The organism is Rhodospirillum sp. A1_3_36 (assembly GCF_047263945.1).
Lineage (GTDB): Bacteria > Pseudomonadota > Alphaproteobacteria > Rhodospirillales > Rhodospirillaceae > Rhodospirillum.
In genome coordinates this window covers 179,566-194,098 of the sequence record NZ_JBLAVB010000008.1, presented here as the reverse complement: position 1 = coordinate 194,098, position 14,533 = coordinate 179,566, and the positions used below count along the sequence as shown (strand labels likewise).

Annotated in this window: 15 protein-coding genes; 6 read left to right on the top strand and 9 right to left on the bottom strand. The window is 60.9% G+C overall.

The features are described from left to right. Positions 1-194: 194 nt before the first annotated feature. From yghU to ACLIRY_RS17335, 8 genes are all read right to left on the bottom strand, one after another. Complete coding sequence (gene yghU / locus ACLIRY_RS17370; RefSeq protein WP_413206677.1) at positions 195-1,073, bottom strand: glutathione-dependent disulfide-bond oxidoreductase; 879 nt, start codon at positions 1,071-1,073, stop codon at positions 195-197. Between the two features lie 126 nt (positions 1,074-1,199). Then, positions 1,200-2,366: a winged helix-turn-helix domain-containing protein gene (locus ACLIRY_RS17365; RefSeq protein WP_413206676.1), complete on the bottom strand. Its 1,167-nt coding sequence runs from the start codon at positions 2,364-2,366 to the stop codon at positions 1,200-1,202. A 27-nt stretch (positions 2,367-2,393) separates the two neighbouring features. Then, complete coding sequence (gene thyX, locus ACLIRY_RS17360; protein WP_413206675.1) at positions 2,394-3,251, bottom strand: FAD-dependent thymidylate synthase; 858 nt, start codon at positions 3,249-3,251, stop codon at positions 2,394-2,396. A 184-nt stretch (positions 3,252-3,435) separates the two neighbouring features. Continuing rightward, positions 3,436-3,894, bottom strand: a complete 459-nt coding sequence (gene dut / locus ACLIRY_RS17355; protein ID WP_413206674.1) for a dUTP diphosphatase — start codon at positions 3,892-3,894, stop codon at positions 3,436-3,438. A gap of 109 nt (positions 3,895-4,003) precedes the next feature. Further along, the gene (locus ACLIRY_RS17350; RefSeq protein ID WP_413206673.1) at positions 4,004-4,438 is read right to left on the bottom strand and encodes a hypothetical protein; all 435 of its coding nucleotides are present in this window, start codon (positions 4,436-4,438) and stop codon (positions 4,004-4,006) included. 366 nt (positions 4,439-4,804) lie between these two features. Then, positions 4,805-5,431 (bottom strand): response regulator transcription factor, encoded by a 627-nt coding sequence (locus ACLIRY_RS17345; RefSeq protein WP_413206672.1) that lies wholly within the window; start codon positions 5,429-5,431, stop codon positions 4,805-4,807. Continuing rightward, positions 5,428-6,852 carry a cache domain-containing protein gene (locus ACLIRY_RS17340; RefSeq protein WP_413206671.1) on the bottom strand — a complete coding sequence of 475 codons (1,425 nt, stop codon included), beginning with the start codon at positions 6,850-6,852 and terminating at the stop codon, positions 5,428-5,430. The genes ACLIRY_RS17345 and ACLIRY_RS17340 overlap by 4 nt, the downstream gene beginning before the upstream one ends. A gap of 881 nt (positions 6,853-7,733) precedes the next feature. Then, the gene (locus ACLIRY_RS17335; RefSeq protein WP_413206670.1) at positions 7,734-8,438 is read right to left on the bottom strand and encodes a glutathione S-transferase family protein; all 705 of its coding nucleotides are present in this window, start codon (positions 8,436-8,438) and stop codon (positions 7,734-7,736) included. Positions 8,439-8,613: 175 nt separating this feature from the next. Here ACLIRY_RS17335 and ACLIRY_RS17330 point away from each other — a divergent pair, with 175 nt between their 5' ends. Next, complete coding sequence (locus tag ACLIRY_RS17330; RefSeq protein WP_413206669.1) at positions 8,614-9,198, top strand: TetR/AcrR family transcriptional regulator; 585 nt, start codon at positions 8,614-8,616, stop codon at positions 9,196-9,198. Here the strand turns inward: ACLIRY_RS17330 and hpaR are convergent, their stop codons facing one another. Further along, on the bottom strand, positions 9,199-9,726 hold the full coding sequence (gene hpaR, locus ACLIRY_RS17325; RefSeq protein WP_413206668.1) for a homoprotocatechuate degradation operon regulator HpaR: 528 nt from the start codon (positions 9,724-9,726) through the stop codon (positions 9,199-9,201). Between the two features lie 206 nt (positions 9,727-9,932). Here hpaR and ACLIRY_RS17320 point away from each other — a divergent pair, with 206 nt between their 5' ends. The 5 genes from ACLIRY_RS17320 to ACLIRY_RS17300 all read left to right on the top strand — a co-directional run bounded on the left by ACLIRY_RS17320 (position 9,933) and on the right by ACLIRY_RS17300 (position 14,531). Beyond that, positions 9,933-10,637 carry a fumarylacetoacetate hydrolase family protein gene (locus ACLIRY_RS17320; RefSeq protein WP_413206667.1) on the top strand — a complete coding sequence of 235 codons (705 nt, stop codon included), beginning with the start codon at positions 9,933-9,935 and terminating at the stop codon, positions 10,635-10,637. Then, entirely contained in the window at positions 10,634-11,398 is a 765-nt protein-coding gene (locus tag ACLIRY_RS17315) for a fumarylacetoacetate hydrolase family protein (protein ID WP_413206666.1), read from the top strand. Before ACLIRY_RS17320 ends, ACLIRY_RS17315 begins: the two co-directional genes overlap by 4 nt. Before the next feature lie 10 nt (positions 11,399-11,408). After that, a complete protein-coding gene (gene hpaE / locus ACLIRY_RS17310) occupies positions 11,409-12,866 on the top strand; it encodes a 5-carboxymethyl-2-hydroxymuconate semialdehyde dehydrogenase (RefSeq protein WP_413206665.1) in 1,458 nt (485 codons plus the stop codon). Between the two features lie 402 nt (positions 12,867-13,268). Further along, a complete protein-coding gene (gene hpaD / locus ACLIRY_RS17305) occupies positions 13,269-14,117 on the top strand; it encodes a 3,4-dihydroxyphenylacetate 2,3-dioxygenase (RefSeq protein ID WP_413206664.1) in 849 nt (282 codons plus the stop codon). Positions 14,118-14,141: 24 nt separating this feature from the next. Then, entirely contained in the window at positions 14,142-14,531 is a 390-nt protein-coding gene (locus ACLIRY_RS17300; protein ID WP_413206663.1) for a 5-carboxymethyl-2-hydroxymuconate Delta-isomerase, read from the top strand. Positions 14,532-14,533 lie beyond the last annotated feature (2 nt).

The following is a 14,533-nucleotide window of genomic DNA, read 5'->3' as shown; positions in this document are numbered from 1 at the left end:
TCCTCGACCCTCTTCTCTTGCCCCAGGTTTCACCTTACTGATTTCACAGCGATGCGAACACTCTTCGCTCACAAAGCCCCCGCAAGCGACCAGCGACGGTGCTCTGGGGACCATAAAAAAAGATCCAGGGCCCGAAGCACTGGATCTTTTGAACGCCTCCATCTTTGGGGAAAAGCCCCTTCTTTGGGGAGGGGTTACGCCTGTTCCCCCTCCAACTTGTCCTGGGTCTTGGTGTCGAAGTCGCCCGCATCATGCCGTTCGCGGAGCTGCTTCGACGGGTCGCCTTTCACGCGGTTCACCATCAACCCCCGTTTCACGGCAGGTCTGGCCTCGATGCGATCGGCCCAGCGCAGAACGTTGGTATATTCATGCACCGACAGGAATTCTGCGGCTTCATATTGCCGTCCCTTCACCAACCCGCCGTACCAGGGGAAGGTGGCGATATCGGCGATGGTGTAGTCCTCGCCGCCGAGATAGGGCACCTCCGCAAGGCGGCGGTCCAGAACATCCAATTGCCGCTTCACTTCCATCGCGAAGCGATTGATGGGGTATTCCATTTTGAAGGGCGCATAGGCGTAGAAGTGACCAAAACCGCCTCCAAGGTAGGGAGCACTGCCCATCTGCCAGAACAGCCAGGACAGGCATTCGGCCCGCGCGGCCCGCTCCGTCGGCAGGAAAGCGCCGAACTTCTCCGCCAGATACTGCAGGATCGCCCCGGATTCAAACACCCGAACCGGCTCCGGCTCCGAATGGTCCATCAACGCAGGAATCTTTGAATTGGGGTTGACCCCCACAAAGCCGCTGGAGAACTGATCGCCCTCGTTGATGCGGATCAGCCAGGCATCGTACTCCGCCCCGGTGTGCCCCAGGGCCAGCAATTCCTCCAGCATGATCGAGACCTTCTGCCCATTGGGCGTGGCCAGGGAATAGAGCTGGAACGGATGTTTCCCGACGGGCAGGTCCTTGTCATGGGTTGGCCCCGAGATGGGCCGGTTGATATTGGCGAACTGGCCGCCGCTCTCCTGGTCCCAGGTCCAGACCTTGGGGGGCGTGTATTCGGTTTGATCACTCAACGGGGCGACTCCTTGGTGAGGGAATGGGGGAGAACCCCCGGTCATGACCTCCCATTTAGCTCCGATTCCGCCGACCTCAAGACCGGACCATGGATTTGGATGGAATGGCACCGATTCCGACACCTCCTACCCCAAACTCAAACCCAGCCATTGGGCCACCAGAGAAAACTCTCTGGTCAGCGCTGGGGAGAGTTCCGCCGGGTCCACCCCAAGCTCCAGGTGGAGTGACTCCACCACCAGCCGCCTAGCCCCGCGATCCGCCCGCAAGTCGACCCGCCCCACCAGCCGGTCATCAAGCAGAATTGGGAGGCAGTAGTAGCCATATTCCCGTTTTTCCGCCGGGACATAGATCTCGATGCGGTAATGGAAATCGAACAGGCGCTCTACCCGGGGGCGTTCGAACAGCAGAGGATCGAAGGGAGAGAGCAAACGGCAGCCCAGCTTGAGGGGCGTCACCGCATGGTCCTCCGCCGAAAGCCAAGCCGGAGTCTCCCAGCCCCGCACCTGGACCGGGCGCAGGGTCCCTTCTTCCTCCAACACGGCCAGGGCCTGGGCGACCTCGCCGGAGGGGAGACGGAAATAGCGCCGCAGGTCCAATTCCGTCGCCACCCCCAGGGACTTGGCTGCCACTGCGACCAGTCCGCGCATGGCCTCCGCCCGGGGGGGCGTGGCCAGGGCCAGGATCTCCCCCGGCAAGGTCCGCTCCGGCAGGTCATAAACCCGTTCGAAGGTCGGCAGCCGTTCCCGGCAGGTCACGAGTCCCGCCCAGAAAAGCCATTCCAAAGCCCGCTTGGTGTTGTTCCACCCCCACCAAGCTTCGGTCCGCCCCTCCCCCTCCGGCGAGAGGGCGCGGGCGGTGGAGGGACCGTCACGGGAGAGTCGCTCCAACACGGCATCGATCAGCGGCCCCTTGTCCTGGGCGAAGCGGGCCAACCCGCCATAGATACCCCGATTGGCTCGGGCATCGGCCATGCGCCACCGCAGCAGGGGATGGAGGTCCAAACGAATCAGAGAGGCCTCATGCCCCCAATATTCGAAAAGCGTCCGGCGCGGCCCCTGGGCCGCGCGGGTCAGCAAGGCTTCGGCATAGGGTCCCAGGCGGGAGAACAGGGGAACCCGGTGCGCCCGAGCCAGGACGTTAATCGAATCGATCTGCAGGAGTCCCAGCCGATCCAGCACCCCCGTCAGATGGCGGGTTCCCGGTTCCGCCTTGGGGCGACGGCGTCCCAGCCCGGCGGCACGCAATGCGATCCGCCGGGCCTGAGTCGCTGTCAGCTCCGAGGGTCGCCCCATAGCACGGCCCTCCCCCCAGATCAGATCTTAGACCTTGCGGTAGCCAACCTTGACGCTGTCAAAGCCATCGTCATCGGTGAACAGACTCACGTCCTCGAAGACCAAGGGCGCGACCTCTTTCAGGCGGCGGGCCATCAGGCAAGCCAACCGGCGGATTTCCAGGTCTGCGTCCCGGTGACCGCGCAGTTCAATGATATGACGGGCCGCCCGCAGGTTCATGGTCCAGACGAGGCGGGTTTCCGTGGCGTTGGGCAGCATGCAGCGGGCGGCCTCGTTGGCGCGCTTTTTGATCAGGGTCTTGTCGGTCACCCCCAGTTCCGCCACATGGGCGCGGAAGGATTCCTGCCACTTCTGATAGGCCTTCAGGCTGGACATACAGTCGGCCAGAAAGTCCTTGACCAGGGCGTCCGCTCCGGTTCCGTTGCCCTTTTCACGCAGATGCTCCACCTCGGCCACCAGCAGCGGAGGCAGGATGAAGTTCACGTCCTTGGCGTCCACGTAGCGCTGGCTCTCCTGGGAGATGGCCGTGCCCGCCCGGTGGCGGATCAATTCGTGGGTCAGGCTGCGGGAGACCCCGGCAATGGCCATGGAAACGGAGGCGTGTTCCAGCACGGAGCCATGACCGCTGTCCAGAATATGCCCGACATATTCATTGGCCGGACGCCCCTTCTTGAAGGAGCGGTAGCAGAACCGCCCGGAGAACTCGGGCAGGGCGTCGGCGGAGGCCCCCGCCGCCCCGGCCTGGGCGATATCCCCCAGGGGGGTTTCGGGATCGGCGAGAAGCGCGCCATAGCCCATCTCTCCGGCCCAATGTCCCATCCCTCCGGGATCCATGACCGAAGAGGCGACGACCGTGGCAGTGGGGGCGAAAATCAGCTCGGACATGGGGCGGGATCCTTATGCGGCGGCTCTTTTAAGCTCGGTTTGGGGCAACGAAACGGGTTAGAGTATTCCGAGATCAAGTTGGGTCGCTTTGCGACCAAACTTGATCTCGAAGATACTCTAAGATCTCTATAATTAGAGTGAAACGGGATCAGCTTGACTCAAGCTGATCCCGTTTCACTCTAGCTCAGGCCTTGACTGTGGCGGAAACGCCGGTCGACCCAAAGCCTCCAGCCCCCCGCTCCGACGGAGGCAACTCGGTCACCTCATGGAAGGGCATATGGGCAACCGCGGCGAGGACCGCCTGGGCGACCCGGTCCCCCGGCTGAATCGTCATGGGCTCCCGGGAAATATTGGTGAGGATCACCCCCACCTCGCCCCGGTAGCCGGAATCCACCGTTCCTGGGGCGTTGGCAACGATCACCCCCTTGGTGGACAGGCCGGAACGGGAGCGCACCTGCATTTCGAAGCCCTCGGGCACGGCCACCGCAATCCCGGCGGGGATAATGGTGATATCCCCCGGCGCGAGGGTGACCGGCGCGGCAAGGGCGGCCTTCAGGTCGAAGCCAGCATCGCCCGGCTTGGCATAGCCCACGGGGCCAAAGGCCTCCCGGTCGTAATGGGGCAGGTACTTGATCTGGAGCATGGGAGATGATCTCGTTTTCGGGGCGAAGGAAAAAGTGAGCGGACTCTACCCTTCCATCGCCCAGCCGAAAAGGCGAAGATTGCCAGAGTCTTCCCCTTCTCCGAAGGATTTATCGACCGGAGATTGATTCTCTTCCTGTTCCCTGCTTTTTGGCGGCACCCTTCACCCATAAACTCCGACGCTGCGCCCGCTCCCCAATGGACTTATTGAATGCCTTGACAAAAAACAACCGCCTCGACTCCCTCAACTCCTCGGGTAAAGGATTGGGTAAGGGATACTCACCCTGTGCGGTGAGTTCGGCGCTTTTCAGCACGTTCCGCATATGGGTTCTGGCTTGATGCCCCGATGCGAATAGGGACACAGGTTCGATAATCGCCTCAACGTCACGACGGACCATCGCGGCGTCGTCATTTTCCGTCTTTGAATACTTGGTAGCCAACCGTTTCTCATGAACCGGCCACAACCGAGCCCAAGCGATAATCCCCAAGCCCACCACGCACAGTGCCAAAGGCAACAGGATGAAAGCGAAGTCGTCCATATCCATCGCTATCGCAACCTCCCCAAAATGGATGATGCACCGATGTGGAGTATAGTGGATGCCGCGAACCAATATACAACACGGAAAACCATTTCGCCCACGCCTGCCTTTCCATCCGCCGGAAGATCAAAGGTCGTCGCGACAACGGGTGCGAGGACACCAATCGAGAAGCAAGCCGCAGCCATAGTATTGATAAAACCAGCAAAAAGCTTAATTTTTTCGTTATATACTGTGCGATTCATACTGCGTTTCCCCACAACCGCAGAGGCCTTGGGAGAGTATACCAACGGAATTCGCCACCAACACAGCAAAACCGCGCATTGAAAGCCCTGTGATCACCGACTGAAAATACGCCTCGCGATCCCCTCTCTCCTATTTCACCAAACCGCGGCTCATGGCATAGCGGGTCAGGCCTGCGGTGCTGTCGATTCCCAGTTTCCGTTTGATGTTGGTTCGGTGGGTTTCCACCGTGCGCACGGACAGGTCCAGGTCCCGGGCGATGTCCTTGTTACTCAACCCTTCGGCCAACATGTGCAGGATGGTTTGTTCCCGATTGGTCAAAGGTCCATTGTCCGACCGGTCCAGGTCCAGAAGTTGTTCTGACACCCGGCCGCTGAAGTAACTGCCGCCCCGGTGGACCGCACGGATCGCCGTGACGATCTCGCGCGAGGGGACATCCTTCAACACATAGCCCCGCGCCCCGGCCCGCAGGACGTTGGCGATATATTCCCGATTGTCATGCATGGACAGAACCAGGACCTTGAGGTCTGGGTGTTCCCTCCTCATCCGCTCCATGGTGTCGATACCATTCAGCTTGGGCATGTTGATGTCCATCAACACGATATCCGCCTGGACCGTTTCGATGAGGGATAGGGCCGCTAGCCCATCGAAAGCTTCGCCGACCACAGTGATATCCGATTCCGTCTCCAGGCGCGCATGGATCCCTTCGACCACCAAAGGATGGTCGTCCACGAGCAAAACCCGTATGGCCATTGTCATTCTCTTTCCGTCTCCCTGTGGGCATCCCGGTTGAAGGACATGTCGCCCTGGTCCAGAACCCTATTTGTCGGCGGCAGGGAGGCTCTCACTTTTGTCCCTCCGCCTGGTGAGGATATCACTTGTAAGCTTCCATCGTGGAACTGCATTCGCTCAGCCATGTTGCGCAAGCCGATTCCCTGCCCCGGCCGGGTCCTGTCGCTGATCTCCACGGAGTCAAATCCCCGACCGTCGTCCTCAATCCGCAAATGCATGCCTTCCCGGTCGTGGCGCAGGTGCAGGCTCACCCGCCGGGCCTGGGCATGGCGTTCAATATTGGTCAAGGCTTCCTGGGCCACCCGATAGAGGGTCGTCTGGGCTTCCGGTGACAGGGTGTCCTGATCCTCGGCCACACGAATCGTCATCCGAAGCCCCGTGCGTTCACCAAACTCCCGGGCCAGGGCCTGCAGAGCCTGAGACAGCCCCAGATCATCCAGCAGACTGGGTCGCAGGTCACGGCTGATGCGCCGCACTTCGCTGATCGCCTGACGAAGCGCCTCCTGCCCCTTCTCCAAGGGCCCCAAGGCATCGTCGGCGCCCTCCCGCACCCGATCCATGGCCAGTTCCTGAGCATATTTCACCGACACCAGGATCTGACTGATCGAATCATGCAGCTCGCGGGAGACACGGGCCCGTTCTTCCTCCTGAAATTCCACGATGCGTCGGGTCAGGTCCTTGAGCTTGCGATCGGCCAGTCGCCGCTCCCCCAAGTTTACCGCCACCCCCGAAGCGAAGACCATGACGATCCCGGCAAAGGTAATCACGGCCATACCCACCGCCATCTCCAGGATATTAGCGGAAACATCCTCGCGGATCCGATCACTCTCCCGCAACACATCGTCGATGTAGATCCCGGTACCGACCATCCAACCCCAGCGGTCGAGCATGACCGAATAGCTGATCTTATCGGTGACCTGTCCCGTGGTGGGGACCTCCCAAGTGTAGCGATGGAAGCCTCCCCCGGCCAAGGCCTTGTCCAGCATGGGCTTGACCACGGGCACACCATGGACGTCCTTCAGGTCCAGCCAGCGTCCTCCCTCCCGGAAAGCCTGTTTGGGGTGAACGATATTGACCCCATTCCGGTCATAGATGAAGAAATATCCGTCCTGCCCATAACGGAGTTCCTTCAGGATAGAACGAACCTTCTCCTTGGCCTCCGCGTCGTCCGGCCCCGCGTTTTGGTAAATATGGTCAATGGCCGTCAAAGCGAGCGCCATGTAGTTCTTTAACTCTGCCTTCTTCGCGTTCAAAGCATGGCGCTCCAAAGCGCCGACCTCGGCATCGACCAGAGCCCGGGATTTCATGATGATCATGCCGGTCACAGACGCCATGGAGAGAACGAGCGGGACAATCGCCAGCAAAATCATCTTCTGCTTGAGGGTCATGCTCCGGCTTTTTTTTCGGAAAGGCATCGTTAGGGTCGCCTGAAACAAGAAGGTTTGGTTTTGACAGATGCCCTGATTTCCGTCAGCCGCGCATCCGTATTATTACGGATGAAGAGCCGATTAACCCCGTAGATCCTCAGCATTCGTGCCGATACCGCGTCGCACACAAAGCTGATAGGTCTTTCCCTGTCGAAGGAAGATGCGTCGCGTGCCGATCCAGAGAATGTGTCCATTTGGGGAAGGATTCATTTAAAGGCGCAAGACTGGTGGCCCAACCTTGGGTCTTCCTTCGAGATTTCATCCCCTTATTCCCCTGCCCGGGGAGTCTCTCTCGACGCATTTCCTCTCCGGGTATTCCCCCGGTCGGTTCCCCCCTATTACCGACCGGGGATTTTTTTGTCCTTTTTCCAATTCCTTGACCGATACCCACTTATACCCAGGTGCGGTGAGTTTGCCTCACCGCACCTTGGAAGCGGCCAAGTGGCCGCCGCGCCTTATGGCGCGTAACAGCCCGCCTGGCGTTTGAACGCAAGAAAAGCGGCCTGGGTTTCAACCCGCGCCGCTTGGTATGTAGAGTGCCTTTGAGGCCAAATTGGGCCGAGAAGTGGCCCAATTTGGCCTCGGAGCACTTTAGGGCGCACAAATCCCGCATCCCAAGGGACAAAACGAGAGGTCGGCTATGGATTGGCTGCCCGATGGACGATCCCTTGCCTTGGCCTTGGCCCTGCTTGGCACGGCGGCGGCAAGCTCTTTCCTCACTGCGGCCTTTGGAATTGGCGGGGGGGGGTGCAATTGGGGTCGAACGCCAAGCGGGCTGCCATCCTTCTGCCTCACCTGCGCAAAGACCTGCTGCAGCCCTTCACCATTAGATCACGATGAAATCAGACCTCCTGCGGATAATTTGACGGAAACAGGGCGCGCTTGGTCTCCTCATCCACGGCGGTTTTGAACGTATGGTCAGCTCCGAAAGCGCGAGCGCGGGCCACAGTGGGACGGGCATTGATGGTGTCCATGAACCGCGCCAAGTTCGGGAAGGACGCAAGGGGATCCTCTTCCCCCTTCATGACCCGGGCCGCCCGGTCAATCCATCCCCAGGCCGAGATGTCGGCGATTGTAAAGCGATCCCCGACAACAAAGGTCCGCCCGGCCAAGTGGTCGTCCAAAACGGCATAATGGCGTTCGACTTCCCTACGGTAGCGGTTGGACGCGTAGTCGAGCCCCTCTGGCGCTGCATATTGAAAATGCACAGCCTGTCCGGAAAACGGTCCCAGACCCGAAGCGATGAACAGAAGCCAGGACAGCAGCTCCGGGCGGTCTTCCGGACGCCCCTGGAAAGCGCCAACCTTTTCCGCCAGATACATCAGGATCGCCGTTGAATCGAAAACCCGCGCCTCCCCCCCATCGGGACCCTCGGTGTCCACGATAGCCGGAACCTTGCCGTTTGGATTGATCGCCCGGAACGCCGCAGCATGCTGCTCACCCTTGCTGATATCGACCGGAACCAACTCGTAGGGCAGACCTGTTTCCTCCAGCAACAGGGCGATCTTGGCCGGATTGGGCGTGGGGTGGAAATAGAAGCGGATCATGGGATGTCCTTCTCGAAGAGAGGCTGATGGGCTGTGGTGACGGCAGGGCAATGTGTAGGTATCCAGGGATAATCTTTGACACCTGCGTCAAGATTGACACTAGTGTCAAATTTGACGCAGCTGTCAAGACCGATTACATCAAGGGGGCGCTCAATTGGGGGGGGGGACGTCGCCGATGGTCGGTGTCAGGCAATTCAACGAGGATCGGCTGCTGGGCGACGCATTGGAGCTGTTTTGGAAAAAGGGCTTCTCTGCCACGTCGATGCAGGAACTCGCAGCCGTGACCGGGGTGCAAAGGGGATCACTCTACAACGCCTACGGCAGCAAGGAGGCGCTGTTTCTCCGCGCTTACCTGGCGCTCCATGACCGGTATCTTTCGAGGGTTCGCGCCACCCTGGCCGCCCCGGACCCACGCGCGGCGCTGGCCGCCTTTTTCGACTTCACCATCGAGACGATTCGGCAGAATGGCAGGGGATGCCTGACAACCAAGACGGCGACCGATGAAGCGGCGCGCGATCCGAAAATTCGACAGGCTTTACAGACCCTCTTGACTGGACTGGAGACCTGCCTCGTCGAACGCCTTGAGTCGGAGCAGATCCACCTGCGCCTCCCCGTTGGTGCGGCGGCCAGACTTGTCGTCACCCATACCCGGGGCCTCGCCGTTATGGAGCGCATCCATGACGATTCCGCGCGCCTGAAAGCCGATGCGATGACCCTTGTCGACCTGATCCTGAAAGCCCCGGAATCACCCGCCCCCTGATCAGCCCTCGCCGTCCCGCCGGACCGGCTTGAGGGACTCTGGGGGCTCCACATGGCGGATGGGTTGGTCCCGCAAAGCCAGGATTTGGTTCAGATGAGCGAAGAGGGACTCGATGAACTCCCGGCCCATGGCATCTTCCAGATAGCGGTATTGGGTTTCCACCAAGGGCGCCATCTCTTTTACCAAAGCCTGGGACTTGTCAGAGACCGAAACCATGACCCGCCGCTGGTCCGTGGGCACTTTGCGCCGGTCAATCAGGCCCATCTCTTCCATGCGGTTCAAGATCCCCGCCAGACTCGGCCCCAGGATATGGCAGGTCTCGGCCAACAGGCGTTGTTCCATTTCGCCCTGGTCGGCCAACACGCGGATGATCCGCCATTGCTGTTCCGTCAAGCCAATATGCTTCAGCAAAGGCCGGAAATGGGAGATTACCGCTTCTCGAGAGCGCGCCAGCAACAAGGGCAGGTTGCCATAGGCGATCGGTCCCATAGCCCCTGTCGGGGTGCTCCTCTCCTCTTGCTCCTCCATTGCCAGTGATCCCTCCCTGCTGTGTCTTGCGGGTATAGCGGCTCAGCCTCCGGTTTACCACCCCGCGCCGCCTAACGATAACATATTAACAAAATGAAACGGGGCAAGTGCCGCCCCTTGACTCAGTAATATGTTAATGATTTGATCATGACCACAGGAACAAACAGCCCTTCCAAAAAGGAAGGCAGCGAGACCAGGGAGGTCGCATGACCAAGATCGGGACCGGGCGCGGAGCCTCGCGCCGCCCCTATACCCATGCCCCCTATCCGTTCGGCGGAACGGTCTATGGGGTCATCCTCAACGACAGGGCCTCCCTGACCCGCATGGGCGCTGCCCTGACGGAGCCACCCCATAATGCCCCGCCCCAGGCGCCGGTCCTTTACATCAAGCCGCGGAACACGGTTGTTGGCGATGGGGCGGTGATCACGCCGCCAAACGGCGAGACCGGGCTGGAGATCGGCGGCACCCTGGCCCTGGTCATGGACCGGGCGGCCAGCCGCCTGTCCCTCGAGACGGCCCTGGATCCGCTCGCGGGTTTCACCCTGGCCGCAGACGTCATGGCGTCCGGCGGCGCCTATTACCGCCCGGCCATCAAGGAGAAATGCTTCGACGGCTCCTGCGCCCTGGGACCGGAGCTGGTTCCGGTTGCGGAGATGGGCGATCCAGCGACCCTGACGGTGAGAACGCTGGTGGACGGCGCCCTGGCCCAAGAGCGCAAACTCTCCGACATGGTGCGGTCCGTAGCCCAGTTGCTGGTGGACATCACCGACTTCATGACCCTGAACCCCGGCGACGTGCTGTTGACAGGCGTGCCCCTGGGCGCGCCCATCGCCGCCAGAGGGTCCGAAGTCACCGTGGAGATCGAAGGCCTCGGCAAACTCACCACGCACATCGCGGGGGGCCGGGCATGAAACGGGGACGCATCCTGCTGAACGGGGCCATCCTGGCCGTCACCGAAAAGGACGGCCAGGTCCAGCTTCCCGATGGTCGCCTTGTGGCCGAAGACGCCGTGACCTGGTTGCCTCCGGTCACCCCAAGGACCTGTTTCGCCCTGGGCTTGAACTACGCCGACCATGCCCGGGAGCTGGCCTTCAAGGCGCCGGAGAGCCCTCTGGTCTTCCTGAAGGGGGCCAATGCCTTTACCGCCCACCGCTGCGTTTCCCGGCGCCCGGCGGACGCCACCTATATGCACTATGAATGCGAGCTGGCCGTGGTTATCGGCCAAACCACCAAGGACGTACCCGAGGCCGAAGCCTTGAGCTATGTGGCGGGCTACACGGTGGCCAACGACTATGCCATCCGCGATTACCTGGAGAACTATTACCGCCCGAACCTGCGGGTGAAGAATCGGGATGGCTGCACGCCCCTCGGCCCCTGGCTGGTGGATGCCGCCGACGTCGCCGATCCCCAGGCCCTGAGCCTGCGGACCCGGGTCAACGGCAAGGTGACCCAGGAGGGCACGACCAAGGACATGATCTTCCCGGTCGCCACCCTGATCGCCTACCTGTCCGGTCTCATGACCCTGGAGCCGGGCGACGTGATCCTGACCGGAACGCCCGAGGGGCTGGTCGATGTCACCCATGGTGACGAGGTGGTCTGCGAAATCGAGGGCATCTGTTCCCTGACCAACACCATCGTCGACGACGAGACCTATTTTTCCCTGACCAGATGAGGCGCGTTCCATGATCCAACACCTGATTGACGGCCGGTCCGTTTCCAGCGCCGAAGTCTTTGAGACCGTCAACCCGGCCACGGGCGAGGTCCTGGCCGAAGTGGCCTCCGGTGGAGCAGCCGAAGTCAACGCCGCCGTCGCCGCAGCCAAGGCGGCCTTTCCGAAATGGGCGGGCCTGCCCGCCAAGGAACGCGCCCGTCTCATGCGCAACTTGGGGGAGTTGATCACCCGCGATGTCCCCCTGATTGCCGAAATGGAGACCCGGGATACCGGGCAGGTGATCCACCAGACCGGCAAGGCCCTGGTGCCCCGGGCGGCGGACAACTTCCATTTCTTTGCCGAGGTCTGCACCCGCATGGACGGGGAGTGCTATCCGTCGGACACCGGCCATCTGAACTACACGATGTTCCAGCCCGTCGGCGTCTGCGCCCTGATTTCCCCCTGGAACGTGCCCTTCATGACCGCCACCTGGAAGACCGCTCCCTGCCTCGCGCTGGGCAATACGGCGGTGCTGAAAATGAGCGAGCTCTCCCCCTTGAGCGCCGACCACCTGGGCAAGCTGGTGATGGAAGCGGGCATCCCTGCCGGCGTTTTCAACATCGTCCACGGTTATGGCGCCAGTGCCGGAGAAAACCTGGTCACCCATCCGGATGTGCGGGCCATTTCCTTCACCGGTTCGACGGCCACGGGCAACCGGATCATCTCCCGGGCCGGATTGAAGAAGTACTCCATGGAGTTGGGCGGCAAATCCCCCTTCATCGTCTTCGACGACGCCGACTACGACCGGGCCTTGGACGCTGCGCTGTTCATGATCTTCTCCAACAACGGCGAGCGCTGCACGGCTGGATCCCGCACCCTGGTGCAAAAATCCATCTATGACAAATTCGTCGCCGACTTCGCCGCCCGCGCGGCCCGCATCACCGTCGGCGACCCGATGGATCCCAAGACGATCATCGGCCCGATGATCAGCCGCGCCCATTGGGAGAAGGTCAACGGCTATATTGCCAAGGGCCAGGATGAAGGCGCTACGCTGGTCACCGGTGGCGGCACGCCCCACTTCGAGGGCCAGCTTTCCAAGGGCCACTTCGTCGAAGCAACCGTTTTCGCCGACGTGGACAACGCCATGTCCATCGCCCAGGACGAGATCTTCGGCCCCGTCGCCACCCTCATCCCCTTCGAGGACGAGGCCGACGCCCTGAGGCTCGCCAACGACATCGCCTATGGCCTGTCCTCCTACGTCTGGACGGAGAACAATGCCAAGGCCCTGCGCATGGCCCAGGGGATCGAGGCGGGCATGGTCTTCGTCAACAGCCAGAACGTCCGCGACCTGCGCCAGCCCTTCGGCGGAGTCAAGGCGTCCGGCACCGGGCGGGAGGGCGGCCATTGGAGCTTCGAAGTCTTCACCGAGCCCAAGAACGTCTGCATGTCCCTGGGTACCCACATGATCCCCCGCTGGGGATTGGAATAGGGAAGGGGAGACCCGTCTTCTCTTTTTGGTGCATTTAGAGCATGTTGCGTGAAATGTGATTCACGCAACATGCTCTAAACCTCTGATATTAAAGAAAATCGTCGTCGCAATCTGTTCCAGATTGCTCGGGATTTGCTCTAATGCCGTCATGCCCGTGAAAACGGGCATCCAGGGTGGGAACAGGTGAGGGAATCGGTCGACGCAACGGGCGCGCTTTTCGCCGATGACACCGAAATCAACCCTGGATTCCCGCCTGCGCGGGAATGACGAGGAAAAACAATACCTTAACAAAACTCCAAGCAAGAAGGAGATATGGGCATCCCTCTGTCCCCATGCGGGAATGACGAACAAAAACCAAAGCGCCAGCCCGAAAACGGGCGGTCATCAGGGAGGTTAACGACCATGGGCAAACTCGCCCTCGCTGCGAAAATCACGCATGTCCCGTCCATGTATCTGTCCGAATTGCCGGGCAAGCACCAGGGCTGCCGCGAAGCCGCCATCCAGGGACACAAGATCATCGGCCAACGTTGCCGGGACCTGGGCGTGGATACCATTGTCGTCTTCGACACCCATTGGCTGGTGAACGGCGGCTACCACATCAATTGCGGCCCCCTCTTCAAGGGGGTCTACACGTCCAATGAACTGCCCCATTTCATCAAGGACATGGCCTTCGAATACGACGGCGACCCCGACTTGGGCCGGGCCATCGCCGAGGCTGCCAACCGGCAGGACAAAATCAATTGCCGCGCCCATGAGGTCGCCAGCCTGGAGCTGGAATACGGCACCCTGGTCCCCATGCGCTATATGAACCAGGACCGCCATTTCAAAGTCATCTCCATCGCCGCCTGGTGCGCCTGGCATTTTCTGGATCGCTCCATGGCGCTGGGTGCTGCGGTACGCGAAGCCATTGAGGCCAGTGACAAAACCGTCGCCGTCTTCGCCTCCGGCTCGCTCTCCCATCGCTTCAGCGATGACGGCAGCCCGGAAGAAGCCATGGACCAGATCACCGACGAGTTCTTCTACCAAGTGGACCAACGGGTGGTCGAACTATGGAAGGACGGTCGCTGGAAGGAGTTCATCAGGATGCTCCCTTCCTTCGCCAGCCTCTGCCATGGCGAGGGCGGCATGCACGATACGGCCATGCTTTTGGGTCTGCTGGGCGGCGCCGACTACACCGGCAAGGCGGAGATCATCACCGACTATTTCCCCAGTTCTGGCACGGGGCAGATCAACGCCTGCTTCCCAGTCTGACCCGATCCATCCGGAGACTCTCCCATGCCTCATTTCGTCATGGAATACACCGACAATCTGGACGGCCAGACGGACATCAAGGCCGTGCTGCGCAAGGTCAACCAAATCCTGATCGACCAGGGAGGCGTCTTCCCCATCGGCGGCATCCGCTCCCGCGCTATCCGTCTGACCGACTACGTCATGGCCGACGGGCAGGAGGATTACGCCTTCGTCCATTGTTCCCTAAAGGTGGGAGCAGGGCGCACGCCCGAACAGAAAAAGAAGGCCTGCGATGACCTGTTCGCCATGATCAAGGACCACTTCGCCGACATCCAGGCCCGCCGCTATCTGGCGCTGTCCATGGAATTCTCGGAATTCGATGAAGCGGGCACCTGGAAGTCCAATAACGTCCATTCCAAGTTCAAAAAGACCTGAGG

Coding starts and splice junctions, on each gene's coding strand:
- ACLIRY_RS17365 (WP_413206676.1), bottom strand. CDS start 2,366: ATGGGGCGACCCTCGGAGCTGACAGCGACTCAGGCCCGGCGGATCGCA.
- ACLIRY_RS17345 (WP_413206672.1), bottom strand. CDS start 5,431: ATGACAATGGCCATACGGGTTTTGCTCGTGGACGACCATCCTTTGGTG.
- hpaD (WP_413206664.1), top strand. CDS start 13,269: ATGGGCAAACTCGCCCTCGCTGCGAAAATCACGCATGTCCCGTCCATG.
- ACLIRY_RS17335 (WP_413206670.1), bottom strand. CDS start 8,438: ATGATCCGCTTCTATTTCCACCCCACGCCCAATCCGGCCAAGATCGCC.
- thyX (WP_413206675.1), bottom strand. CDS start 3,251: ATGTCCGAGCTGATTTTCGCCCCCACTGCCACGGTCGTCGCCTCTTCG.
- dut (WP_413206674.1), bottom strand. CDS start 3,894: ATGCTCCAGATCAAGTACCTGCCCCATTACGACCGGGAGGCCTTTGGC.
- hpaE (WP_413206665.1), top strand. CDS start 11,409: ATGATCCAACACCTGATTGACGGCCGGTCCGTTTCCAGCGCCGAAGTC.
- ACLIRY_RS17330 (WP_413206669.1), top strand. CDS start 8,614: ATGGTCGGTGTCAGGCAATTCAACGAGGATCGGCTGCTGGGCGACGCA.
- hpaR (WP_413206668.1), bottom strand. CDS start 9,726: ATGGAGGAGCAAGAGGAGAGGAGCACCCCGACAGGGGCTATGGGACCG.
- ACLIRY_RS17350 (WP_413206673.1), bottom strand. CDS start 4,438: ATGGATATGGACGACTTCGCTTTCATCCTGTTGCCTTTGGCACTGTGC.
- ACLIRY_RS17340 (WP_413206671.1), bottom strand. CDS start 6,852: ATGACCCTCAAGCAGAAGATGATTTTGCTGGCGATTGTCCCGCTCGTT.
- ACLIRY_RS17315 (WP_413206666.1), top strand. CDS start 10,634: ATGAAACGGGGACGCATCCTGCTGAACGGGGCCATCCTGGCCGTCACC.
- ACLIRY_RS17320 (WP_413206667.1), top strand. CDS start 9,933: ATGACCAAGATCGGGACCGGGCGCGGAGCCTCGCGCCGCCCCTATACC.
- ACLIRY_RS17300 (WP_413206663.1), top strand. CDS start 14,142: ATGCCTCATTTCGTCATGGAATACACCGACAATCTGGACGGCCAGACG.